At 34.0% G+C, this 25084-nt stretch carries 23 protein-coding genes; 20 read left to right on the top strand and 3 right to left on the bottom strand.

The annotated features are described in order from the left end of the window. Positions 1–22: 22 nt before the first annotated feature. Together CACET_RS19070 and CACET_RS19065 are read right to left on the bottom strand one after the other, a co-directional pair. Entirely contained in the window at positions 23–994 is a 972-nt protein-coding gene (locus tag CACET_RS19070) for an ATP-binding protein (RefSeq protein ID WP_044825659.1), read from the bottom strand. Between the two features lie 12 nt (positions 995–1006). Continuing rightward, positions 1007–2089 (bottom strand): DnaD domain protein, encoded by a 1083-nt coding sequence (locus CACET_RS19065; RefSeq protein WP_044825658.1) that lies wholly within the window; start codon positions 2087–2089, stop codon positions 1007–1009. A 385-nt stretch (positions 2090–2474) separates the two neighbouring features. Between CACET_RS19065 and CACET_RS19060 the strand changes: the two genes are divergently transcribed. Both CACET_RS19060 and CACET_RS19055 read left to right on the top strand, forming a co-directional pair. Beyond that, positions 2475–3974, top strand: a complete 1500-nt coding sequence (locus CACET_RS19060) for a M1 family metallopeptidase (RefSeq protein WP_044825657.1) — start codon at positions 2475–2477, stop codon at positions 3972–3974. A 197-nt stretch (positions 3975–4171) separates the two neighbouring features. Continuing rightward, positions 4172–5566, top strand: coding sequence for a M23 family metallopeptidase (locus CACET_RS19055; RefSeq protein WP_044825656.1), 1395 nt, complete (start codon positions 4172–4174; stop codon positions 5564–5566). A 29-nt stretch (positions 5567–5595) separates the two neighbouring features. Here the strand turns inward: CACET_RS19055 and CACET_RS19050 are convergent, their stop codons facing one another. Next, positions 5596–6888, bottom strand: coding sequence for a S8 family peptidase (locus CACET_RS19050; protein WP_044825655.1), 1293 nt, complete (start codon positions 6886–6888; stop codon positions 5596–5598). 250 nt (positions 6889–7138) lie between these two features. Here CACET_RS19050 and CACET_RS19045 point away from each other — a divergent pair, with 250 nt between their 5' ends. From CACET_RS19045 to CACET_RS18970, 18 genes are all read left to right on the top strand, one after another. Continuing rightward, a complete protein-coding gene (locus CACET_RS19045) occupies positions 7139–7945 on the top strand; it encodes a peptidase MA family metallohydrolase (protein WP_044825654.1) in 807 nt (268 codons plus the stop codon). A gap of 140 nt (positions 7946–8085) precedes the next feature. After that, positions 8086–8775 carry a response regulator YycF gene (gene yycF / locus CACET_RS19040; protein WP_044825653.1) on the top strand — a complete coding sequence of 230 codons (690 nt, stop codon included), beginning with the start codon at positions 8086–8088 and terminating at the stop codon, positions 8773–8775. A 1-nt stretch (position 8776) separates the two neighbouring features. After that, positions 8777–10576 carry an ATP-binding protein gene (locus tag CACET_RS19035; protein ID WP_044825652.1) on the top strand — a complete coding sequence of 600 codons (1800 nt, stop codon included), beginning with the start codon at positions 8777–8779 and terminating at the stop codon, positions 10574–10576. A 115-nt stretch (positions 10577–10691) separates the two neighbouring features. Further along, positions 10692–11198, top strand: coding sequence for a hypothetical protein (locus tag CACET_RS19030; RefSeq protein WP_044825651.1), 507 nt, complete (start codon positions 10692–10694; stop codon positions 11196–11198). A gap of 20 nt (positions 11199–11218) precedes the next feature. Next, positions 11219–12634: a two-component system activity regulator YycH gene (gene yycH, locus CACET_RS19025; protein ID WP_044825650.1), complete on the top strand. Its 1416-nt coding sequence runs from the start codon at positions 11219–11221 to the stop codon at positions 12632–12634. A 15-nt stretch (positions 12635–12649) separates the two neighbouring features. Next, positions 12650–13528, top strand: coding sequence for a two-component system regulatory protein YycI (gene yycI, locus CACET_RS19020; RefSeq protein WP_044825649.1), 879 nt, complete (start codon positions 12650–12652; stop codon positions 13526–13528). Positions 13529–13799: 271 nt separating this feature from the next. Beyond that, positions 13800–15053, top strand: coding sequence for a UDP-N-acetylglucosamine 1-carboxyvinyltransferase (locus CACET_RS19015; RefSeq protein ID WP_044825648.1), 1254 nt, complete (start codon positions 13800–13802; stop codon positions 15051–15053). 40 nt (positions 15054–15093) lie between these two features. Continuing rightward, positions 15094–15894, top strand: coding sequence for an MBL fold metallo-hydrolase (locus CACET_RS19010; protein ID WP_044825647.1), 801 nt, complete (start codon positions 15094–15096; stop codon positions 15892–15894). Positions 15895–15906: 12 nt separating this feature from the next. Then, entirely contained in the window at positions 15907–17139 is a 1233-nt protein-coding gene (gene htrA / locus CACET_RS19005) for a serine protease HtrA (protein ID WP_082058268.1), read from the top strand. Positions 17140–17473: 334 nt separating this feature from the next. Then, positions 17474–17641: a CxxH/CxxC protein gene (locus CACET_RS20035; protein ID WP_082058267.1), complete on the top strand. Its 168-nt coding sequence runs from the start codon at positions 17474–17476 to the stop codon at positions 17639–17641. A 126-nt stretch (positions 17642–17767) separates the two neighbouring features. Continuing rightward, complete coding sequence (locus tag CACET_RS19000; RefSeq protein ID WP_044825646.1) at positions 17768–18301, top strand: phosphatase PAP2 family protein; 534 nt, start codon at positions 17768–17770, stop codon at positions 18299–18301. A 122-nt stretch (positions 18302–18423) separates the two neighbouring features. Beyond that, positions 18424–18903 carry a 23S rRNA (pseudouridine(1915)-N(3))-methyltransferase RlmH gene (gene rlmH, locus CACET_RS18995; protein ID WP_044825645.1) on the top strand — a complete coding sequence of 160 codons (480 nt, stop codon included), beginning with the start codon at positions 18424–18426 and terminating at the stop codon, positions 18901–18903. A gap of 301 nt (positions 18904–19204) precedes the next feature. Then, entirely contained in the window at positions 19205–19342 is a 138-nt protein-coding gene (locus CACET_RS20660) for a hypothetical protein (protein WP_158386139.1), read from the top strand. Beyond that, on the top strand, positions 19339–19635 hold the full coding sequence (locus CACET_RS18990) for a hypothetical protein (RefSeq protein ID WP_044825644.1): 297 nt from the start codon (positions 19339–19341) through the stop codon (positions 19633–19635). Before CACET_RS20660 ends, CACET_RS18990 begins: the two co-directional genes overlap by 4 nt. A 504-nt stretch (positions 19636–20139) precedes the next feature. Then, the gene (locus tag CACET_RS18985) at positions 20140–20829 is read left to right on the top strand and encodes a response regulator transcription factor (protein WP_044825643.1); all 690 of its coding nucleotides are present in this window, start codon (positions 20140–20142) and stop codon (positions 20827–20829) included. Next, the gene (locus CACET_RS18980) at positions 20822–21736 is read left to right on the top strand and encodes a sensor histidine kinase (protein ID WP_044825642.1); all 915 of its coding nucleotides are present in this window, start codon (positions 20822–20824) and stop codon (positions 21734–21736) included. The genes CACET_RS18985 and CACET_RS18980 overlap by 8 nt, the downstream gene beginning before the upstream one ends. A gap of 110 nt (positions 21737–21846) precedes the next feature. Continuing rightward, the gene (locus CACET_RS18975) at positions 21847–22527 is read left to right on the top strand and encodes an ABC transporter ATP-binding protein (RefSeq protein ID WP_044825641.1); all 681 of its coding nucleotides are present in this window, start codon (positions 21847–21849) and stop codon (positions 22525–22527) included. After that, positions 22520–25069, top strand: a complete 2550-nt coding sequence (locus tag CACET_RS18970; RefSeq protein WP_044825640.1) for an ABC transporter permease — start codon at positions 22520–22522, stop codon at positions 25067–25069. The genes CACET_RS18975 and CACET_RS18970 overlap by 8 nt, the downstream gene beginning before the upstream one ends. Positions 25070–25084 lie beyond the last annotated feature (15 nt).

Raw genomic sequence — 25084 nt, 5'->3', positions numbered from 1 at the left:
CTATATTAGATGTAAGTTTTTTTTATTCCCATCGTAGATCTTTGCCATAGAATTTTAATATCGTGTACCTTGAGAAGAGACGAGAAGAAATTCTATCATCATATCGATCAATAACTTCCTTAGGGGTTAAGTTGGTAGAAATAAGGGTTTTTTTATTGGCCAACAGACGGCTGTTAATAATATTAAAAAGTTCACTGTTAGTAAAGGTATTTGTCATTTCTGTGCCTAGGTCATCGATAATAAGAAGATCCGCTTCAAACAAAAGGTGTACTTTTTCTTTATCATTGGCATTGTGGAATCGGAGGTCCTCAAGTATCTCTAAAATTTTAAAAGCTGTTTGATAGACAACCATTTTACCCTTATCTAGTAAGGCTTTTGCAATACAGTTAGCTAAAAAAGTTTTCCCTAAGCCTGTAGCACCATAAAAAAGAAGATTTTCTTCATTATCCTTATCAAAGTTAAAGACAAATCCTTCACAAGTATTCAAAATATGCAGCATATTCTCTCTAGGAGATTGCTGTTGACCTTCAAAGGATTCTTCAGTGAATAAATCAATATTAAAGGTATGAAAGTTCTCTTTCTCTAGTGACTTTGTAAGATTTGACATGGAATAGGTATAGTTAATGAGCTGTTGTTTAAAACAGGTGCATTTATCTCCCGAGGCTGAAAAACCTGTATCTTTACACTGACTACAATGAAACTGATCCTGTAGATATTCTAAAGGAATATTATTTTCTGTCAAAAGAATTGCTTTTTCTTGCTTTAACTTCTCCAAGATAGTTTTTAACTCAAGCAGAACTGTTTCGGGATTATTGGGCTCATTGATCAGTATTCTAGATAAAGAAAGTGCTGTTTTTTTAATTTCTTCATCTATTTTTTTTATTTCAGGTACTTTCTGATATACTTCCTGAAGACGATTTTCTTTTGTTTGTTTATTATGATCTCTTTTTCTTTCATACTGTTTTAAAATATCTTTAATAAATTGGTTCTTCACAAAGATTCACCTCTATTGTTTGTTTTTAGAACGATTTAACAATAGTTCTTCTAATTCTTTAGCATCATACCTTGAGCCTCTGCTTTCCGATAAATGAAACTTGGTCTTTATTTTTTGCTGCGTTTTAGATGAAGAAATAGGCAAAGGTTCTTTTTTCTGTTCTTTTTGCTTTTCTTTTTCTGCATCTATATCCTCTACCTTTGCAATACCTTTTTTGTGCCAATCTGATAAAATACTATCAATATAATTAATATTAGGATTAGATGTTTTACTGCAATTTTCACAAGCCTTCAATATAACATCTATAGTAAATTGATGGCTATCCAACCATTTATCCATAATCTTCATTTCAACTTCGGAGGGCTCTCTATACATAAAACCCATAGCTTTAAATACACGATCATATAGACTATATCTTTCCCCTTGGTTTGCAAGATGTTCCTGAAGCTGTTCTACTGTTGTGATATTTTGATCATACCAGTTTCTAATAACACCCGCTACATATTTTACGTTGCGGACATTTTTTTTATAACGGCAATAGTTATAGGCTTTGATCACTAAGGGCGGATCAATGTTATACTGATGAAACCATTCTAATATTTGCATTTTTTCATTGGGTACAAGAGAGCGGTTAATAATTTTGTTGATTTCTATAAACATTTGCTTAATCTCAGGCACCTTATTGGCTTCTATTAATTCTCTTGTAGAACAGGTATAGGATGTTGGTTCTGAATCCTCTTGATTCAAAGTTTGAAGGGATTTATAGTTATTGTCTATGTATAGTTGTTTTAGATTAAAAAACTCTATCGAATAGTCCCATTCATTTTCTGTAGACAAAGGAATCTTTTTAATGATTTTTTTGTTTTCCCAAAAGTCCCAGGCTGCTAATACATCAGATAAAGGAATATCAAGATTTTTAGCAATGTTTATATTGTTAGCATTTTCCTTCATATCTCTATCACAGGCATATTTGTATGCAAGCAAATAGACTTTTACAAAAGTACCATTGGCAATTGGCATATAGACATCGATAAAAATATTTTCTATAGGGGTATCTCCTAAATCTATAGAATTTGTAGTTTTTATAAAACCCATGATCATCACTCCAAAATTTTTTATCTACTTTAATATTATATCATATTTATTATAAAATTTCTTTTAGGTGACAGAACCAGTACTTCTTCACCTAAAAGAACATTATATAGTAATTTTTATAAAAATCAATATGTAGTTCATAGGCGTTAGCTTAATACAATTATTAGCAAAATCCTCTCGAACTGTGATTTTACTAAGACTAAGATCCTTCGGCTCCTCTTTGCTCCACTCAGGATGACAAATTATGGTTTAAGTTAACGCTAATGATATGTAGTTAACATTATAACTATAAGTAGGCGATTTATAAACGGATTTTTGTAATAAAATCTCGAATATAAAATAAAATTTTAATAGCTTATGAAGTCTTGAATTAGGAGGTAAAAAATTGAAGATTAATAGAAAATTAAAATTAATTGTCTTAGTTTTTGGTTTGTTATTTTTTACCGTATCTCTTCACTATGTATGGGATACTACCCAAATCCAAAGGGTTACGACGTCTTATCATGGAGAAGAAAATTTAACAGAATATACAATGACAGCAGTCTTTATGGAAGAGAATATGAGCGTAGAATGTAGTCAAAAAATTGTTTATAGAAATCAACAGGGAGGAGAACTTGCAGATATTTATCTGCACCTCTATCCAAATGCCTTTAAACAAAAAGAACAGGTTCCTTTTGAAGAAAAAGAAATGCAAAGGGCTTACCCCAATGGTTTTAATCCTGGATATATAGAGATTATCAATATAAAGCAGGGAAGAAAACCTATTGAGTATAAAATCATGGGAGAAGCCGATACTGTTTTAAGAATAACTCCTGAAAAACCTTTACAACCAGGAGATACACTACAGCTTTTTATAGATTTTATAGTGAAGCTGCCAAATGCTGTGGGTCGAATGGGTTATGGAGAAAATACTGTTAATATTACCAATTGGTTTCCTATCATTGCGGTATATGATGAAAAAGGATGGAATCTGGATCCTTACTATGCTATAGGAGATCCCTTCTATAGTGAAGTAGCTAAATATAATGTTGAGATGTCTATACCAAAGGAATATAAAATCGCTGCAACAGGAAATATTATAAAAATACAAGAAGGAAAGGATAAGAATACTTATAAAATAGAAGCTAGATTGGTTAGAAATTTTGTAATGATTTTAAGTCAATTTTTTGAAATACAAGAAGCCACTCTAGGTGATACGAAAGTGATTTCCTATTCTATTGAAGGTCACAAGGGGGAGGCTGCACTGCAATATGGATTGGATTCTTTAAAAATATTTAATAATCTTTTTGGCATCTATCCTTATAAACAATTATCTATTGTAGCAAGTGATTTTTTTATAGGAGGAATGGAGTATCCTAATGTAGTTATGATTGGTCAAGAATTATATGAGATGAAGGAGGATTTTCCTTTAGAATATGTAGTAGCTCATGAGGTAGCTCATCAGTGGTGGTATGGCATTGTAGGGAATAATGAGGTAAAAGAGCCTTGGTTAGATGAAGCTTTGACAGAATATACAACTTTAATGTATTTTGAACAAAAATATGGACACCATATAAAAGATCAAATTTACGAAAAAATGATTAAAGCACAATATGAAAATTATATAGATGTTGAATCAGATGGGGAAGAAGGAATTTTAAGAAGTCTTAAGGAGTTTGATAGTTCATGGCAATATAGCAGTATTGTCTATAGTAGAGGTGCTATGTTTATCAAAGAACTAAGAGATCATATGGGAGATGAGGCATTTTTTAAAGCTTTGAGGGAATATTTTGAAGCCTTTAAGTTTAAAAATGCTACTACGAAAGATTTTTATGATATCTGTAGAAAGAATACTGAGAAAGATTTAAGTGAACTGTTTCAGCAATGGTTGAATATAAAACTATGATAAATTGTAATAATATTTTACAAAAAAGGCTATAATACTGAAGAAATAACTCGAAGAACATAAGTTTGGGGTTGTGTAACAGTAAAACGTTAGTATATAATAGTAAAGGATATTATTACAGACATGTTACAAAAGTATAAACAAATGATGAAACTATCCTGTTACACAGGATTTGACCCACGAGAGGAGATCTCAGGATGGAAATTTACCAAAGATTATTAAGCCTTTGTGGTAAAGTGAAAAATTATGGTGAAAACTTACTTAAGAATAAACTTGATAAAAAAGCTGCTACAGTTACTGTTATCCTATGTACCATAATTGCTGTAGGATTTATACTAACCGCGGGGAAAGCCTATGAGGCACAATTGAATGGCAAAGTTTTAGCAGTTGTAAAACATCAAGAAGAGTTTGCTGAAGCTATAGAGGATGTAAAAAAAGAAGTTCAAACTTTATATGGTCATGAATTTCTTGTTCCAAATGATATTGAATGGATAGAGACAAAAGCTAAAAAGCAAGAGTTGACAGATAAGCAAGCGATTATCCATAATATTAAAAGATTGTTGGATATGAAGGTAAAGGCGACAGCTATTGTCATTGAAGGAGAAGAAATAGCTTTTGTGAAGGATGATTTGACAGCAAAGGCCATATTAGACGAAATAAAAGGTTTATTTACCAATGAAGAGTTAGCGTATGATTACATAGGATTTAATGAAAAAGTCCAGCTTAAAGAAGTCGGGGTTAACCTTGCAGAGGTTAAAAACAAAGAAGAAGTTTTCCAACTGATTACAAAAGGAACTAATGAAGTAAAAACTCACGAAGTAGCCTCTGGAGAAAGTGCTTGGGTCATAGCACAGCAGTATGACTTATCAATGGAAAATCTTACTGCGGCAAACCCAGATATTAATCCAGAACGTCTTCAAATCGGGCAAAAAATTAATTTAGTGGTGCCAAAGCCTTATGTAACAGTAACAACAAAAGAGTATATGGAGTTAGTAGAAACGATTCCCTTTGAAACAGAATATGTTGAAACAGAAGCTCTCTATAAGGGAGACAAAAAGATTACTGTTCAGGGTGAAGAGGGAAAAAGAGAGATCAAAGGTTATCAAGTAAAGGAAAATGGTGTTTTTGCTGGCCACGAAGTGCTAGAAGAGATCATATTGGAAGAACCTGTTACAAGAGTAATCGCAGAGGGTATAAAGGAAAGGCCAGCGACGGTTGCTACAGGAGCTTTTGTACGACCTACTAGAGGGACACTTACTTCTGGATTTGGAACCAGATGGGGAAGAAGACATGAAGGTATTGATATTGGTGCTCCTACAGGAACTTCGATAACGGCTGCTGATGCAGGAAGGGTTTCCTTTGCTGGTAGTAGAGGTGCTTATGGCAACCTTGTTATTATAGATCATGAGAATGGGTATCAAACTTATTATGCCCATGCAAGCAGGATTTTGGTAAAACAAGGAGATAGAGTATTCAAAGGCCAGGAAATAGCTAAGGTAGGCAGTACTGGAAGAAGTACGGGGCCTCATCTGCACTTTGAGGTAAGAAAAAATGGTGTGCCTATTAATCCACTACAGTTTGTAAAATACTAAGCGACCAAAAGGTCGCTTTTATTTTTTTATTATAAAATTAAAATCAATATTACAATTAAGATAACAAAGAACCAACCATCAAATATGGAAAATATACCTTTAGTATTTTGTTGCCTATCTTGAGGAGTTCTTTTAGGAGGTTGAGGAGAGATCTTTGACTTGCTCATGATATCTTTAATATCTAATAAGCCTGCTCCTTGAACCTCTGATCCATAACCTAGGTTTACACAACTTTCCGTCATCATTCTTTTTACCTGTGAGGGGGTAAGATTAGGATTGTTTTCGTATAATAGGGCAGCACAGCCGGCTACAATGGGGGTAGCCATTGAAGTCCCAGATAGACTGTGGTATCCATTGCCCTTATTACTTAAAGAATTGATGTTTACACCAGGGGCTAAGATATCAGGTTTTTTTAAGCCATCAGGTGTAGGACCTCTACTGGAAAAATCGGCAATTTTACAATCTCTAGGAGTACTGGCAGTACGGTCATTGCATGCGCCTACTGCTATTGTATTGGGGCTAATAGCAGGAGAATTAATTGTAGAGGCTTCGGGTCCACTGTTTCCAGCAGCTACAACGACTGTAATACCATGACTTTCGGCTTTATCAACAGCTCGGCATAAAGGATCTTCTTTATAAGAAACTTTTGCTTTTGTACCTAAAGACAGTGTCACTACACTAATATTATAGCGTTGTTTGTTATCAATGACCCACTGAATACCGGCAATAACGTCAGAGATATTACCGCCTCCATCTTTATTTAACACCTTTACCCCAACAATATTAGCATCAGGAGCAATACCCATATATTTTCCCTGAGAAGCAAATCCATTTCCAGCAACGATTCCTGCAACATGGGTACCGTGACCATCGTCATCGTAGGGTGCTGTTTTTTTATCCACAAAATCTACAAAGCCTACGATCCTGTTATTAGGTGTGGTTAAGTCGCTATGGGGGTGTACCCCTGTATCCACTACGGCTACAGTAACACCTTTACCTGTAAGACCATGTTCATTAGCATAGTCTGATGCTACTGTAACTGATGCAACATCCATTAGTTTAAATACCATATCATCAAAATGAACTTTGTTGATGGTTTTATCTCTAGCAACACTTCTTACGCCAACAGGAGGAATATAGGCAGCTACAGCGTTAATAATAGATAATCTATGTTTAACAACGCCGCCTAATTCTTTAATACACTTTTCTAAGTCGTCACAACCGCAATTATCTCCGGTAATAATAACAGGGATGTGTTCTCCATTAGAATTCATTAACCTTTCAATTACAAGATCTTCCACAATATTTGAATAACTAAACACATTATGTCCCCCTTTTAAACTATTGATAAAAATATAATGTTAACCAGTTGTCTGGTTAAGTGCATATTTTCAATACTAAAGAAACTATTCTTCTTATACTAAGTTATGCAAACAGTCGAAAAAAGTGATAGTCTAATAGGAAGAAATGCCATTAATTCTCAAGGATAGGGCTTAGGTCTTTATGGTATAATGAAAGGGCAGTTTACCCCACAAATACATTTCTTAGATAGACAAAAAAGGGGGTATTTGTATGATGAATATAGACAAAAAGAAGTTTTTTTCTATAAACTTCTTTTTGTTTGGTATTGCCTTATTAATGATGGGGTTTGTATTTTACCATGGACAACAAAACAACTTAGTTACTGCCTTTCGTCCTATGGTGAGAGATGTTGAAAATAGAATTGTGTCCTATAGAACCCGTAGCTATGACTTTGTTACTACAGATCACTTCATTATTCGATATGATGATGGGATTGATGAAGAAATTATTGATTTAGTAACAATGACAGCAGAAGATAAGTATGGGTCGGTGGTAGAGGCTTTTCAGTACAAACCTCAAGAAAAAATCATGATCTTATTATATGATGATATAGGTGCTTTTATGGATATTACAATGCAGGGTAAGGGAACACCTCCAATGGGGGTTTACTATGGGAATACAATTCACCTTTTAAATCCAAGACAATGGGTGAGAAGTGATGAAGACATGACAAGAGCTTTTTATTCTGAAGGACCTTTATTACATGAATTGGTTCACCTTTTTACAGACCATGTTGGAAAAGGAAATTTTCCCATTTGGTTTACTGAAGGTGTAAGTCTTTATTTTGAATATAAGGTAGATGGTTATGAGTGGGGTAAAGAAGTTACAGAAATAGACTATACAATAGAAATGCTAAGAGATGAGTTTTATCAGCTTGATGAATATTTAGCTTATACGCAGTCATTTAGAATAGTACGAAACTTTGTAGAAAACTATGGAGAAGAAGCTTTGATAGAGATCATAGAATCCTTAGGTGAAGGAAAAAGCCTACAAAGTTTCATGCACTTGTTTCGATAGCTGTGATAGCGGAGAACACAAATTCTCCGCTTATTAATATATAGGATAAACTTTTACAAAAATCAATGTGAATCTTTTGCAGGAAAAGAAGTAAAAAAGTAGAACTTATTAACATTATAATCTATGTAGGGGGATGTAAGATGGAAGCAAAGATATTAATCGTGGAAGATGAAAAGCCGATAGCAGATATTTTAAAATATAATTTAGAAAAAGAAGGTTATAAGATTGAAATAGCTTATGATGGAGAGGAAGCTTTACATAAAGTAACCAATAAAAATCCAGACCTTATTTTACTAGATGTTATGCTTCCTAAACTAGATGGCTTTCAAGTATGTCGAAAAGTTCGGGAATGTTTTTCTACACCTATATTAATGTTGACGGCTAAGGAAGAAGAAGTCGATAAGGTACTGGGTTTGGAAATGGGAGCAGATGATTATATAACGAAGCCCTTTAGCATGAGGGAGCTACTAGCTAGGGTTAAAGCAAACCTAAGAAGAAAAGATACCATCATTGGTGAAAAGAATAATGCCATCATTACTTCAGGCGGATTAGTGATTGACTTCAATAAGTATGAGGTAAAAAAGGAGAACACTGTTATAGAACTAACTTCAAGAGAGTTTGAACTGTTAAAGTTTTTGTCAATACAAGCAGAACAGGTGTTTTCTAGAGAACAACTCTTAAAAGAAGTGTGGGGGTACGAATATTATGGGGACATAAGAACGGTGGATGTAACCATAAGAAGGCTTAGAGAAAAGGTGGAGGATCTTGCTAGTAGTCCTAAGTATATACTGACCAAAAGAGGAGTGGGTTATTACTTTAGGAGGGCATGATATGTTTAAAAGTATACGGTTTAAAATGATAACTATCTATTTTCTATTAGTATTCATTGCAATGGTTATTGTAGGTGTGTTTATTATACAGCAATTTGAGCAGTATCACTTAGGGGTAGTGAAGGGAAACCTCACGCAAATTGCTAGTAGTTTTATGACGACCCTAGAGGAAATAGATTGGCAGAACAATAAGGACGAAATACAAAAAAATATCAGTCCCTATGAAAAAATGGGTATGGAGATTTATGTAATAGAGAAAAACAATGACTTTACCATTATTTCTAGCACAAATTTATCCTATTGGAATCAAAATGCTACGTATATATTAGATTCTGATTTGATTTTAGCTGGATTCCACGGAGAAATTAAGGATATTGTATCTCAGCAAGAAGGGCCCAGGAGTTCAAAAGATATGGTGTTTCCTCTTTATGATGAACATAGTCGTATTACGGGAATTATTTACTTACGACAAAATCTTGAAGATATTTATAGAACCTTAGATCAATCTAAGTTTATTTTAACAAGAGCAATTATACTGGCACTGTTGATCACTATAGTTTTAGGATATTTTATAGCTAAAAGTATTACAGGGCCTATTAATGATGTAACCATCAAGGCAGAAAAAATGGCAAAGGGAGACTTTGATCAGGTAGTAGAAGTGAAGTCCGATGATGAAATAGGCCAGCTAGCCAGCATGTTTAACCACTTGACAGCACGACTAAAAGCTGTGTTGCTGGAAGTATCTAATGAAAAGAAAAAAATGGATACGATTATTAATAATATGGCAGACGGATTAATTGCCACTACTGCTGAAGGTAAGATTATTCATGCCAATCCAGTGGCCATAGAAATGTTAAAAATAGATGAAAAGACGTTAAAGAAAAAGAGTTTTGACGAACTTTTTTTACCGTTAAACAATAAGTTAACACTTAATTACTTAAGTACAAAAGAAAAATGGTATGGTAATGAAACCATTGATATGCAAGAAGGATTGAAGCTTAGAGCCAAGTATGCTCCAATCATAAGAGAAGATGATTATTTGGAAGGAATAGTTGTGCTATTACAAGACATTACAGAGTATGAAAAATTGGAAAATATGAGAAAAGAATTTGTTGCCAATGTTTCTCACGAGCTAAAAACCCCTTTAACAACGATTAAAAGCTATACGGAAACCTTGTTGGATGGAGCGATAGAAGACAAACCTTTAGCAAAACGGTTTTTAGATGTAGTAGTAAGTGAATCTGATCGTATGACTAGACTAGTACAAGATTTGCTACAACTATCTAATTTAGACTACAAGCAAGGCAAGTGGAATAAAAAGGAAATCGATATAAATGATATTGTTAAGAATGCTGTACTAAAATTAGAAGTTTCAGCTAAAAATAAAAGACAACATTTTAATTATACAATTTGCGATGATACGGTGCATGTTTTTGCTGATAAGGACCGCATAGAACAAGTTATCTTAAATATTCTTAGTAATGCCATTAAATACACTGCTGAAGAAGGACAAATAGAAGTGCAGGTTGAACTAAAAAACAATTTTGTTCAAATTATTATTAAAGATAATGGAATAGGCATACCTAAGAAAGATTTACCAAGAATATTTGAAAGATTCTATAGGGTAGACAAGGCTCGTTCTAGAGAAATGGGGGGCACGGGTTTAGGCTTATCTATTGCAAAACAAATTGTAGAAGCTCATGAAGGTAGTATAAAAATTTTTAGTGAAGAAGAAAAACAAGGAACGACGGTAATGATTACTTTACCAACAGTAGATGAGGAGAACTTAGCACTTAGCTAAGTGTTTTGTAGGAAAAAATATGTAATTTATTTTTAATTTCTATGTAATATGATTGTAATATAAATTTTGTATAATAATTATGAACACATTTAGCTGTTTGACAGGAGGTGTCCATATGATGAAAAAATTAATCGTCAGTACAGTTGTACTTTTAATAATTGGTGGATCAAGTGCAGTAGTTTATGGTAACAATGATACATCAACTGCACAGGAGGCTAAAGTAGAGCAGGAAACCTTAAAAATTCTCACTCCTAATAGGAATATAGTAGCTAGTGATAGAAATATGGTTTTGTCTTTTACTGCTCCTGAAGGTACGACTGTGACAATAGACGTATATTACAATACTAGTGTAGCTACTAGTAAACAAAATTATGTTGCTGCCTACGATCCTATAGAGATAAAAGTAGGAGCTTTGCAAAGAGGTTGGGCAGAGGTGGAACTGAGAAAAGGATTAAACAAAATAGACTTTACTGCAGTTTATAAAGACGGTCGGGAAGATACTATAAGCCGTACAGTAGAGGTAAAGGATATTGATGATGTAAAAAAACAAGTGGAACAAAGTATTGCCAGTACATCTTCTACAGAAAGGTTAAAGAGTATTGTAAATACAGAAAATAAGTAATCGTTTTCGGAGTGATTATAATGAGTAGGGAAAAAATGAAAACCCTTATACTAGCTATATTGATCATAATGAGCATTGTATTCACTCAAAAGATATGGTTCTACTCACCTATAAAAATGTTACAGTCAGAAGCTTCATTTAAAGAAAAACAAACAGCAAAAATCACAGAAATACGTAATGAATTAGTTATACCAGAAAGAGTTGAAGTTAGTTTTGGTAACAGTTATTATACGATTATTTCTTCTGATGTAGAAAAGGTTTGGGAAGCTAGTAGGAGCATTTTGTTTCAATATTTTACAGCAGATGTAGAGGTAGTACCTACTACTTTAGAAAGATATAAAGAGAATAGTTGGTTAAAGTCCGTTGAGTTGGAGTTTGGTAGAAATATTCCTTCTGTTTTAGTAGCTTCTGTTTTTGATACAGTAGATAATAAGATTGTCAACAATATTAAGGAAATCAGAAAAATTTTAATTCCTACCTTAAACAGAGGTGTTATCTATATTGTTGGAAAAGACAATAATGTATTTGAAGTTAGGATGGAAAACTATCAAGAAGACCGACAATTGTTAAGCTTTTTAGATAAGCTACAAGATAGTAGTTATATTAGATACTATCCTCTTTTTATTGATGTAGGCAACCCTACTTTGATGCCCTTAAGCTATGATGTTGCTATCCCAGAAATTTTTGTAGAAAGTGAAATAGATGTCAAAGATGAATCTATGGTCACAGAAAAAGTAAAAAGTTTTTTTGATGACAGTTTGGATTTTGTTAAGACCATCAAAGAAACCAGTGGAGCTACTGTATTTATGTATGGATATGGGGAAAAAGGCGTTCGAATTAACAATAGAGGTCGCCTAGAGTATAACGAAGAAGTTAGGTCTATCTCTAGTAGCAATGTGGTGAATGCTTTAGATGTGGCTATTGAGTTTGTGTTGCAGCAGGAAGGCGGTTTTCCAGAAGGGGCCTATCTAAAAGAAATTAGGCAAGTTAATAAGGGATACTACTTAGGCTTTAATTATAGGATCGATGGATTACCAGTAGTTTTTCATACGAATAATATGACACACCCTATAGAAATAGAGGTTTACGGAAATAAAGTCAAAAGCTATAGGACCTTTACTAGGAAAAAAATGAATTTTCCAGATGTACCTATAAACAGTAAAATCTTATTGCCTCAACAGATCATTGAAGAGCATATTGACTTATTAAAGTATAATTATTTAAAGGATCAAGATGTAGAGGAGCCAAAAAGTGATAAGGAAGTGCTGAGTTACATAGAAAGGAGTATTACTAAGACTGAAGTTTTATATTATGATACTATCGAGGAAGCTAGCACACAATTACTAGTACCTGTATGGAGAATAAAAATAGATGCAAGAGAATATTATTTCAATACTTATGACGGTAAATTACTATATAGCAGCCTTGTAAACTAACGGCGGTGAAATATTATGGACTGGTCAAGGGCGAAAAATGCATTGATTGTGGCCTTTATTCTAACAAATATCTTTCTCATTTATCACATACAAAAAGATATGTTTAATAAAGGAGATCTTCAGATCATTAGTGATACCTATATAAAGAACGCAGAAAACTATTTAACAGATAACGGTTTGCAGCTAGATATAGAAATTCCTCGAGAAGTGATTTCATTACCAGTTTTAATGGTAAAGTATAAGGTTTTTGAGCCCTATGAACTAGCAAGAAATTTTTTAGGGGAAAACTTTGAGTTGCTGGAAGGAAATATTTATAAGGCAGCAAATAAAAAACTTGAAATTATCAGCAACAAAAAGTTTGTTTATAAAAACGTTACTGAAGATAAAAAAAACTATCCACTTGATGAAGAAGCAGCTATTGATATAAGCAATAACTTTCTTTATCAGCATAATTTTCTGCAAGAGGATTTAGTGTTAAGACAAATATACTTTGGGCTAATTGAAGAATTTGGAGAAATACCTCTTTATAAATTAGTCTATCATCAAACTTATAACGGTAGATTTTTAGGTGAAAGTTATGTTCATGTTTATGTTAGTCATACAGAGGTTGTAGGTATGGAAGCTATGCTGCTAGAACAAGAGAACATCTATGGACAAAAGAAAAGAGTAATACCAGCAACGGAAGCTCTTTTAAGAAAAATGAATGAAATTTTACTGGATAATAAAGAGGATAAAGGCATTGCAGTAAAAGAAATGGAAATAGGGTATTATTTTAATCCTGCAGATTTTAATTTTACCACTTGGGATACCATTATATCTGGAACTGCCTTCCCATCATGGAAAATTGTATTAAATAATGGGAAAATTTATTATGTAGATGCTTTAAAAGATTAAGTTTCTGCAAAAAAATAAAGGATTTTTATAAACAAAGGTAGAAAGAGTATTAGTAGTGCTTTTTCTGCTTTTTTTTGTGTGATAAGATATTTTAACTATAATTTCCACAGTAAAGGTTCTTATCAAATTCCTGAAGAAATGCTATAATGAATAACAGCTAAAAAAATTTAGTTTTATAGAATAAGAAAATAACAAAGTTTGTTGAATTAGATAAATAAATAGTTAAACTATACTTAGAAGGTGGTGACCACTGACGTTTGTCAGAAGCTCTATGGAAAAATTAATCATTGAAGGCGGAAAGAAACTACAGGGGAAAGTTGAAGTTAGTGGTTTTAAAAATGCAGCTGTAGCAATCATACCTGCGGCAGTATTGGCAGCAGATGTTTGTACTATAGAAAATCTGCCAAACATTAGTGATGTTCAGATACTGTCAAAACTTTTAACGGATCTAGGAGCGAAGGTTGTAAAAAAAGGATCTAATACTTTAGAGATTGATACAAGCCAGATAAATAATTGTTTTATAGACTATGAATCTGCCAAAGACTTAAGGGCTTCTTACTATTTTTTAGGGGCTGCTTTAGGGCGTTTTAAAAAAGCAAGAGTTGTATATCCAGGAGGGTGTTGTATAGGCAATAGACCCATAGACCAGCACGTTAAGGGATTTGAAGCATTGGGAGCAAAAGTTAATATTGAGCATGGTATTATCTCTGTGGAAGCTGAAAAATTAGTAGGAGCAGAGATTTATTTAGATGTAGCTAGTGTAGGGGCTACTATCAATATTATGTTAGCTGCCACGATGGCAGAAGGGGTAACTATTATTGAAAATGCCGCTAAAGAACCGCATATAGTAGATGTCGCTAACTTTCTGAATTGCATGGGAGCAAAGGTTAGAGGTGCTGGAACTGATACAATTAAAATACAAGGTGTAAAAAAGTTGAAGGGATGCCAGCATAGTGTTATACCGGATCAAATAGAAGCAGGAACCTATATGATCGCTGCTGCTGCTACAGGAGGCGATGTAGTTGTAAGTAACGTTATTCCTAAACACTTAGAGGCTATTACAGCAAAACTAAGAGAGATGGGGGTAGAAATCATAGAGAACGGAGACTCTCTTCGAGTAAGAGCGATGCATCCTTTGAGAAATGTTAATATAAAAACTCTGGTTTATCCAGGTTTCCCTACAGACTTGCAACAGCCGATGAGTAGCTTACTAACGATTGCAAAGGGGACGGGGGTTATAACAGAAACTATTTTTGAAGGAAGATTTAAACATGTAGATGAGCTGAAACGAATGGGAGCGAATGTAAAGGTAGAAGGAAGAGTAGCTATCATTCAAGGAGTACAAAAACTAATGGGAGCAAAGGTGGCAGCTTCTGACTTAAGAGCCGGAGCCGCTTTAATTGTGGCAGCTTTGACAGCAGAAGGTGCAACAGAAATTGAAAATGTCCATTATATCTATAGAGGGTACGATCAAATTTGCGAGAAATTTGCAGCATTAGGAGCTAAGATAAGCAAGACATATTAATACACACCTTTTAGGTGTGTATTACGTTGGAGGCATTTTTATGACGACTTACTTTTGTTCATTAGCAAGTGGAAGCAGTGGTAATTGTCATTTTCTTACTAATGAAGAAGAGCATCTTTTAATAGATGCAGGATTAAGTGGAAAGAAAATTCAAGGCAGGTTGCAAGAAGTTGGTTTTGATGCGAAAAGTATAACCGGGATTTTGGTGAGTCATGAGCATAATGATCATATCTGTGGAGTAGGGGTATTATCTAGACGCTTTAATGTTCCCATCTATGCCAATGAAGCTACATGGGAAGCCATGAAGGATAAAATTGGAAATATAGCATCGGAGAATATAAAGCTCTTTGAAACAGAGAAACCTTTTTTTATAGGGAAGTTAAAGGTTTTAGCCTATAGTACTTCTCATGATGCGGCAGAACCAGTAGGGTTTACCTTTGAAAGCAGTCATGCAAAAATAAGCGTTGCCACTGATTTAGGCTTTGTAAATAAGGGTATAATAGATAAAATAAAGAATTCTAACCTAGTGGTATTAGAAGCGAACCATGATGAGGATATGCTAAAGGCAGGGAGTTACCCCTACTACTTAAAGCGTAGAATACTATCAGATATTGGACATTTGTCTAACGAAGCGGCAGGAAATGCTATTGTAGATTTAGTAAAAAAAGACGTAAAAAATGTTTTGCTAGCTCATCTGAGCAAAGAAAACAACTTTCCAGAGTTAGCAATGATAACTGTAAAAGGTATATTACAAAGGCATGAAATTAATATAGGGGAAGATGTCTCTATTGACTTAGCTTATAGAGATAAGGCAAGTACTGTTTATGCCTTTGAAGGATAAGGAGGGAGATTTATGAACTTTTATGATGACCATCATGAAGAAGAGAAGGAAAAAAGCGAAGCTAATGGGACCAGTGATCAGGAGTTATTGGAGAAAACCAGTGTTTTTCCTAATGAGGAGCTTAGACAAGCACCGCCTCCTCCAAGATACCCGAAACCAAAAAAACCTTCTAAGTTCAAATACTTTATCGTGGCATTGATGGGAGCCATTCTAGGAAGTAGTATTTCTCTAGCAGCAGCCTATATGTATTTACCAGAAATATTACAACAAAGGGGCATGGTGAATCTACCAGCTCCTAATGTGGTGATAGAGCCACAACACGATCTGACTGTATATACAGCAGTAGCAGAAAAGGCGATGCCTTCTGTTGTCGGTATCACAACAGTAACATTACAAAGAGATGTTTTCTTTGGTACAAGAAGAGCGTCAGGACTAGGTACAGGAGTTATCGTAGATGCCAGGGGATATATTTTAACCAATTCCCATGTGGTAGGGGATGGAGACGTAGAGGAAGTCATGGTGCTTTTCCATGATGGTACCAGCCAGCCTGCAGAAGTTCTTTGGAATGAAAGAACGCTGGATTTAGCTATTATCAAAGTAGAAGGAGGCAACTTAGTACCTGCTGAACTAGGTAATAGTGATGAACTGCGGGTAGGGGAAATCGCGGTAGCTATTGGGAATCCTTTGGGTTTAAATTTTGAAAGAACTTTAACACAAGGGGTTATAAGTGGGTTAAATCGTAGTATTCCTTTAGGACAAGGACAGACAATAGAAGATTTGATCCAAACAGATGCATCTATCAACCCTGGTAACAGTGGAGGACCTCTCTTGAATGCATTAGGACAGGTGATAGGAATTAATACTGCTAAAATTCAAACTGGTGAAGGGTTAGGTTTTGCTATACCTATTAATACAGCAAAACCTATCGTAGATCAATTTATAGAAAAAGGTGAGTTTACAAGAGTTCTTTTAGGTATCCGAGGGATTAATGCTGATGCCTTTGAAGGTTTCACTGGAACAAGATTAACCGTAGATACTGGTGTATATATAGTGGAGGTAGAAGCTAACTCCATAGCAGAAAGATATGATCTAAAGCCAGGAGATGTCATCATAGGTATAGGAAATAATGAAGTAGAAACAATGGGACACTTAATTCGAGAACTTTACCGCTATCGACCAGGAGATAGTACTACAATAAGAGTTATTAGAAATGGAGCAGAAGTACAAATAGAAGTAGTGTTATAAATACACCCCAAGGCTATACCTTGGGGTGTTTCATGTGAAAAAAGACAAACCCGTTGTAATAATACATATTTTGGTATATAATGAATAAAATCAAAGATAAAATTAAAGATAAGAGATAAAAGAAAAAGATCCAGTGTATGAACTAATAAAATAAACAAATACTATAATTAGTTAGGCATTAGCGTTAACTTAAACCATAAATTGGAATTCTTTGTTATTCCAAGATCCTTCGCTACCCTCAGAAGGACAGTTTCAGAAAAATTTGGTAATAATTGTGTTAAGTTAACACCTATAATTAGTTAGTATAGTTATTTGAAAAGATGGAGTGAGAAATATGTATGTTGTATGTAATCAACATTTAGATAATGCTATAGAGGAGTTTGTAGAAGTATATGAACAACCACCGGACTTATATGAACTAGAAGCAGTATCCTTTACGGATTGGGCTGCTCCAAAAACCTGTCACTTTTGCGAGCATGTTCCAAAATATTTAGTTGTTTAAAGAAAAAAAGCTTTTATTAAAACGTTATGTTTCAATAATAGAGGCTTTTTTTGTTATGTATAAATAGCACTTTATACTTGATGTCAAAGTGGTAGACGGATAGGTATAAGAAAAAGGGGGAAATTCATGGGTTTAGATTTGAGGGTTTTGGAATTTGTCTATAGATATTTACAAAACGCTACACTGGATGTATTTATGGTTTTATTATCTAGACTAGGAGATTATGGTTTGCTTTGGTTAATTATATCTCTAGGACTTATGATCAGTAAAAAGCATAAAAAACTAGGATACATGAGTCTATCCTCCATATTATTAGGTTTTATTACTGGAGAGCTCATCTTAAAAAACATCATCCAAAGGAATAGACCTTTTCTAGTAATAGAAAATATTAATCTAAGTATTGCTGCACCACAATCTTTTTCCTTTCCATCGGGACATACACTCATTGCATTTGCCACAGTAGGGGTCATTATAAGGATGATAGAAAGTAAAGTTTATAAGAAATTATTAATAGCACTAGCTTGTTTAATGGGCTTTTCTCGCGTATATCTTAGGGTACATTACCCTACAGATGTCTTAGCAGGCGCTGTTATTGGGCTTATGGTATCTTTTATTATATACAAGATATTTGCTTGGAAAGAAGGAACAAAAAAAGTCTGAGGAAGATTCTAGTGGTTTCAGAAGAGAGCAAAAGCATAAATAAAGAAGGAAGAAGTTATCTTTGAAGGGTAAGTGTTTCATGGGTTATATATATATAGAAAACACATAGGGAAGTGTTAATGATGAACATTACAATTATAAGCGTAGGAAAAATAAAAGAAAAGTACTTGAAGCTAGGAATCGATGAGTATAGCAAGCGGTTATCTAGATACTGCAAATTAAACTTTGTAGAAGTCCCAGATGAAAAAGCACCAGAAAACCTAAGTCCAGCAGAGGAAGAAAGTGTGAAGGACAGAGAAGGAGAAAGCATTATAAAAAACATTAAGGAAGGTATGTATGTAGTAGTACTTGATTTAAAGGGCAAATTATTAAGCTCTGATGCATTAGCCCAAAAACTACAGGATTTAGGACTAAGGGGAAATAGCAATATTGCTTTTATTATAGGAGGCTCCCTTGGTCTTTCAGAAACTGTCATAAATAGAGCAGACTATCGCCTATGTTTTTCACCCATGACCTTCCCCCACCAGCTAATGAAACTGATTTTATTAGAGCAGATTTATAGGGGGTTTAGGATTATTCGGAATGAACCGTATCATAAATGACTGCGGTTTTCACCCACCTCAGTAAGCCAAAGGGGTTTGATGAAAATGTAAAATCATATGGATAGGGACATTGGAAAGGCCATGAAATAAGCCCAGAAAAATTAAACTGGATATAGCAGACAAACGAAATGCCTGTATGATAGTGAGTAGCCCTTAAATAATTAAATTAGAAAGAGTGATTACACGAAACATATTTAAAAGCAACTAAGTTGTTAGATTTTGAAACCTCAGTATAGGCTATGGGATTTCTGTAGAGGACTTAATACTAGGTTTGGAGATGTTCAATTTAGGTGGCTTTAATATGAAGCTAGGGGTTTTTATTGCCTGGATATCAGGACTTTGGTATACTATTATTAGTAAGGTTTGTATGTCTAAACAAGACGTGCCGATGGCACCACAAGCATTGTATGGAATGATACTCGAGGAGGCAATAGGATGAGTGAATGCATTTGTAGTAGTTGTAAAAATCTTAAAAGCATTATTGATGAAAACGATATGAATCAAAACGGCATCGCTGAAGAATATGAATGTGAATATGGCTACCCATCTAACAAGTGTTCGGATTGTGATGAGGATATGTGTGAGGTAATTTGTGACAAATATATTAGTGATTGTGAAGAAGAGGAACTTATAGTTTCAAAATGTGTAAAGTGTGGGAAGGAATTGAAGTTTGTATCAGGCAATAATGAAGATGGAGAAGTATATTGCGTTACTTGTTATTTGAATAAATAATAGAGAACTATAAAACATAATAAAAGCAACCTCAAATTGCCGCCGCTAATTAGGTGAGTCTATAGAGTTTTGTTCGTGCATAGGTTGATGGTGATTTACCCTCATAAGTTAAACCCACTACCTCTGATAGTTTATCAGAGGTAGTGGGTTATTTAAGTTTATAGAAAAGAAAAAAGAGCTCAGTCACGAACATAGCTAAAGTTACGACTAAGAAAAGTTAAAACAGATATTTTATATGGGGAAGTGAGTTAGTTTATTTTTAGAGAATACTCGTGTTTGGTGTACTAAATCTGATCAACATAATAGTTGTTGACGGAGGGGCTGGAATGAAAAACCGCTGTTACAATGTTACGGTGAACCGTACCATAAGTAAGAGTGATTTTTTATGTAAAGATATATGCATGTTATAAAGGAAAAATATAGTATAATAAAAATTGAATCAATGAAAAAGCTTTTATGTCATTGATTAGAGACTAATAATTAGTAGGCAAGGGGGGATTCAAAATTACTAAAATATTAATTGTTGAAGATGATATTTCATTAAACAATGGTATTGTTTTAAGCTTAAAACAAGAAAACTATGAATTTAGACAGTGTTTCACTGTGAGAGAAGCAGAAAATCATCTATCAGAGGCAGCGTTTGATTTAATTCTACTAGATGTGAATTTACCTGATGGAAGTGGTTTTGATCTCTGTAAAAAGATTAGGCAACATTCTTCTGTACCTATTGTCTTCTTGACGGCAAATGATATGGAAATTGATGAGGTAACTGGCTTAGAGCTCGGAGGGGATGATTATGTAACTAAACCCTTCAGTTTAATGGTATTGCGTGCAAGAGTATCTGTGCTACTACGACGGGGAAAAAAAGAGAACAAGGATGAAAAAATCAACCTTGGAAATTTTTATTTTGATTTTAGTTCTATGAGGTTTTATAAAAATGATATGAAGATTGAATTGAGTAAGACAGAACAAAAACTCCTTAAAACCTTGGTGGTAAATAGAGGAAATGTGATGGAACGATCAACTTTAATAGATAAAGTTTGGACAGATGATGCAAATTTTGTTGATGAGAATGCTCTATCAGTCACCATAAAACGTCTGAGAAATAAACTAGAGGATAACCCTGTAAAACCACAATACATACAAACTGTATATGGTATAGGCTATATATGGATGGTAGATAAGAATGAATAAAAGCAATATTATACTTACTGGATTTACCATAGCTTCTTTTGTTACTGCTCTCGTGACTATTGTTGTATATAGATATAAAATTAAAGCCAACATAAATAGAATGAATGATATGTTGGATCGTGCAATAAGCGGAAGTTTCTCAGAATCTTCTTATGATGAATCTAGGCTATCAGCATTAGAAGCAAAGCTAAGTAGATTTTTAAGTATGTCTCTATCTTCTGAAAATAATCTTGCTACAGAGAAAGAAAGAATTAAAGGGTTAATATCTGATATCTCCCACCAAACGAAAACTCCTATTGCTAATATCCTTCTCTATTCACAGTTATTAAATGAGCAGGAAGACCTTCCTAATAGTTGTTCAGAAATGATGAATCAGATCACAATACAGTCTGAAAAACTTGATTTCCTGATACAAGCTTTGGTAAAAATGTCTAGATTGGAAACAGATATTATTTCTGTGATACCGAAGCTTAACTCTGTTTTGAACTTAGTCACTGATGTTTATAATAAAGTAAAGAAAAAAGTAGAAGACAAGAATTTAAAAATTAATACAATAGATGAAGATTGTATGGCTATTTTCGATAAAAAATGGACAGAGGAGGCGCTATACAATATTATAGATAATGCCATTAAGTATACACCAGAGGGAGGCGATATTTCAGTATCAGTAATCCCTTATGAAATGTTTTATAAAATTGATGTTGTAGACAATGGAGTAGGCATTAGAGAGGGAGATATTAACTCTATTTTTAAGAGGTTTTATCGTTCTATAGATGTAAACGAATATGAGGGTGTAGGCATTGGGTTATTCCTTGCAAGGGAGATTATTACAAAGCAAGGTGGATACATTAAAGTTTCTTCTATTGTAGGAAAGGGCTCCACCTTTTCTATCTTTCTACCAAAATGAAGCAAATCTTTCAAAACTGTTATATTTCAGAAAGATTTGAGAAAGATTGGTTTGTTATAGTTTATACCATAGGAAGGTATAAACTATATTTTTTATATGGAGGTTAATTCATGGGGATTTTAGAAACCTATAACTTAAGTAAGTATTACGGTGAAGGACCAAACTTAGTAAAAGCTTTAGATGGTGTAAATCTTTCGGTACAACGGGGAGAGTTTGTCTCAATTGTAGGCACATCAGGTAGTGGCAAATCTACTTTGCTACATATGTTAGGAGGTCTTGATCAAGCTACTAAGGGAACAGTAAAGGTAGACGGGGTTGAGTTACTTACACTAAAAAAAGATGAACTAACTATTTTCAGAAGGAGAAAGATAGGATTTATATTTCAGAGCTACAATCTTGTGCCTATATTAAATGTATATGAAAATATTACGCTACCTATTGAGTTAGATGGCAATAAAATTGATAAGATCTATATTGATGAAATTATTAGTACCTTAGGCTTAGAAACAAAGCTTCAAAACCTACCAAATAATCTTTCTGGTGGACAACAACAACGGGTAGCCATTGCAAGAGCATTAGCTACTAAACCAGCAATTATACTGGCAGATGAGCCTACTGGAAATCTAGATAGCAAAACAAGTCTGGATGTTTTAGGACTACTAAAAGTAACCAGTAAACGCTTTAATCAAACGATTGTCATGATCACTCATAATGAAGAAATAGCTCAGATGGCTGATGAAATCATTCGTCTTGAGGATGGGAAAATAATAGGCGGTGTAACAAATGATTAAGGTGAAGAACAAAAGAATTATCAGGAACCTAGCTTTTAAAAGTTTTAGAGCAAGCAAAACTAGAAATCTAATGGCGATTATTGCAATAGCCTTGACAACAGTATTATTTACAAGCCTTTTCACCATTAGTATGGGTATGGTAGAGTCCTTTCAAAAACATACCGTAAGGCAGGCTGGTGGAGACGGACATGCTGTACTAAAATATATAACTGATGAGCAGTATAACAATATGAAAGGCCATCCTTTGATTGATGAAATAAGCTATAATAAAGTCGCTGCAGATCGTGTAGATAACCCTGAGTTTTTAAAACGTCCTGTAGAAATGTACTATATGGACGAAATCGCTATGAAACTTGGGTTTTGCCAACCCACTACAGGAGATGTTCCAGTAAAAGCAAATGAAATTATCACTGATACGAAAACTTTGGACTTATTAGGGGTTCCTCATGAAACTGGAGCTCAAGTTCCTCTTACATATACAATAAAGGGAGAGCACCTACAAACTACTTTTATATTATCAGGCTTCTGGGAAAGTGATCCTGTTTTTAATACAGGATTTATCATTGTTTCTCATGGGTTTATGGATTTATATGCTGATAAATTTGAAAATACATTTAAGGTTGATGGTAATATGACGGGGTCTATCAATGCTTATATTATGTTTAAGAATAGTTTTAATATAGAGGAAAAACTATACAGGGTAATTAGTGATGGTGGCTATACAATTCCTAAGGATAATGAAAAAAGTGAATTGATACCTACTGATATAGTGAATAATGTAAACTGGGCCTATCTATCAAGTAATTTTTCAAAGGCTGACCCAGTAACGATGATCTCTGTACTTATTTTATTGCTATTAATCATGAGTACAGGTTATTTGATCATTTATAATATTTTTCAAATTTCCGTTATTAAAGATATCAAACTATATGGCTTATTAAAGACAATCGGTACAACATCCAAACAAATCAAAAGAATGATCTCATGCCAGGCCATTTTATTAGCTGTAATAGGTATCCCAATTGGTCTTTGTATAGGATTTTTACTTGGCAAGGTATTACTACCAATGGTTATGGGTGTTACAAGTTTTGGTGGTGAAAATGCTATTGTTTCCTTAAACCCTTTCATTTTCATAGGTGCTTCAATATTTGCTTTAATAACAGTGTTTATTAGTATTCAAAAGCCTGGTAAAATTGCAGGGAAGGTTTCGCCTATAGAGGCGGTACGATATAGCGAAAACAGCCAGAAAACAAACAAAAACACTAAGGAGACCACCGATGGTGGAAAGCTATGGAAAATGGCGCTATCTAACCTTGGGAGAAATAAGAAAAGAACCATCATCGCTATTATATCTATGACCCTGAGTTTGGTACTACTCAATTCGGTGTTTACAATCTCTAGCGGTTTTGATATGGACAAATATATCTCCAAATTTGTGGATGCTGATTTCCTCATCGGCCATGCCAATTATTTCAATCTGAACCATTTTCGATTTGAAGAAGATGAACTTAGTGAAAGTTTTATATCTGAAGTAGAGAAAGAAGAGGGCTTTGAAGAAGGCGGTAGGATTTACTATAATATTTATGTTGGTGATTGTTCCATATACCGGGAAGATCCTAATGAACTTAGCTATTTTGGGGATCCGTTAAATGAAGCTATGGATGGACAGCCAAAATTAGACTTATATGGTATGGAGGATTTTCCCCTTTTACGATTAGATATTGTGGAAGGAAAACTGGATATAGAAAAACTGAAAAGCGGAAAATACATCATTGAGGGAGTTCATGAAGGTGACCATGGGGATATACTTTGGAATACATCCCATTATGGGATAGGGAACACTGTCAAGATAACAGTAGATGGTAAAGAACATGAATACGAAGTTATGGCAAAAGCTAGAATAAAAACATATTCTATGTCTACTCGTTTCTTTGATGAATTTGCTATGTATTTACCAGAAGAAGAATACTTAAAGATAGTTACCAAACCTGTTGTTATGACTTATGCATTCAATGTGGAGGATGGCAAGGAAGAGGATATGGAGAAACTTATCAAGGAATACATCAATAAGACAGAACCTCTTATGAATTATGAATCTAAGCAAACCTATGTAGATAACTTTAAAGACCTTCAAAACATGCTAATTGTGGTTGGAGGTATACTTAGCTTTATAAATGGTTTAATCGGGATACTAAATTTTATAAACGCTATGTTCACTAGCATATGGGCAAGGAGAAAGGAATTTGCTATGTTACAAAGTATAGGTATGACAGGTAAGCAACTGAAGAAAATGCTATGTTTTGAAGGTCTATATTATGCTGGTTACACCATGATTCTTTCGTTGATATTAGGAATTATATTTTCTGTAGGGGTAATTTGGGGCATTATCAGTGAATTATGGTTCTTTAGTTATAAGTTCATTGTATCTCCATTATTAATTACCTATCCAATACTGATTGCACTATCATTAGTTGTGCCTTATGTTGCATTTTACAGCATTAAAAAAGGAAGTGCTATAGAAAGGTTAAGAGAAATAGAATAATCTATTTCCTAAAAA

It is taken from the genome of Clostridium aceticum, assembly GCF_001042715.1.
Lineage (GTDB): Bacteria > Bacillota > Clostridia > Peptostreptococcales > Natronincolaceae > Andreesenella > Andreesenella acetica.
The sequence above is the reverse complement of the archived record's forward strand: the minus strand, read 5'-3'. Positions and strand labels throughout refer to the sequence as shown.

Coding starts and splice junctions, on each gene's coding strand:
- CACET_RS19065 (WP_044825658.1), bottom strand. CDS start 2,089: ATGGGTTTTATAAAAACTACAAATTCTATAGATTTAGGAGATACCCCT.
- CACET_RS19055 (WP_044825656.1), top strand. CDS start 4,172: ATGGAAATTTACCAAAGATTATTAAGCCTTTGTGGTAAAGTGAAAAAT.
- CACET_RS19045 (WP_044825654.1), top strand. CDS start 7,139: ATGATGAATATAGACAAAAAGAAGTTTTTTTCTATAAACTTCTTTTTG.
- yycF (WP_044825653.1), top strand. CDS start 8,086: ATGGAAGCAAAGATATTAATCGTGGAAGATGAAAAGCCGATAGCAGAT.
- CACET_RS19035 (WP_044825652.1), top strand. CDS start 8,777: ATGTTTAAAAGTATACGGTTTAAAATGATAACTATCTATTTTCTATTA.
- CACET_RS19030 (WP_044825651.1), top strand. CDS start 10,692: ATGATGAAAAAATTAATCGTCAGTACAGTTGTACTTTTAATAATTGGT.
- yycH (WP_044825650.1), top strand. CDS start 11,219: ATGAGTAGGGAAAAAATGAAAACCCTTATACTAGCTATATTGATCATA.
- yycI (WP_044825649.1), top strand. CDS start 12,650: ATGGACTGGTCAAGGGCGAAAAATGCATTGATTGTGGCCTTTATTCTA.
- CACET_RS19015 (WP_044825648.1), top strand. CDS start 13,800: ATGGAAAAATTAATCATTGAAGGCGGAAAGAAACTACAGGGGAAAGTT.
- CACET_RS19010 (WP_044825647.1), top strand. CDS start 15,094: ATGACGACTTACTTTTGTTCATTAGCAAGTGGAAGCAGTGGTAATTGT.
- htrA (WP_082058268.1), top strand. CDS start 15,907: ATGAACTTTTATGATGACCATCATGAAGAAGAGAAGGAAAAAAGCGAA.
- CACET_RS20035 (WP_082058267.1), top strand. CDS start 17,474: ATGTATGTTGTATGTAATCAACATTTAGATAATGCTATAGAGGAGTTT.
- CACET_RS19000 (WP_044825646.1), top strand. CDS start 17,768: ATGGGTTTAGATTTGAGGGTTTTGGAATTTGTCTATAGATATTTACAA.
- rlmH (WP_044825645.1), top strand. CDS start 18,424: ATGAACATTACAATTATAAGCGTAGGAAAAATAAAAGAAAAGTACTTG.
- CACET_RS20660 (WP_158386139.1), top strand. CDS start 19,205: ATGAAGCTAGGGGTTTTTATTGCCTGGATATCAGGACTTTGGTATACT.
- CACET_RS18990 (WP_044825644.1), top strand. CDS start 19,339: ATGAGTGAATGCATTTGTAGTAGTTGTAAAAATCTTAAAAGCATTATT.
- CACET_RS18980 (WP_044825642.1), top strand. CDS start 20,822: ATGAATAAAAGCAATATTATACTTACTGGATTTACCATAGCTTCTTTT.
- CACET_RS18975 (WP_044825641.1), top strand. CDS start 21,847: ATGGGGATTTTAGAAACCTATAACTTAAGTAAGTATTACGGTGAAGGA.
- CACET_RS18970 (WP_044825640.1), top strand. CDS start 22,520: ATGATTAAGGTGAAGAACAAAAGAATTATCAGGAACCTAGCTTTTAAA.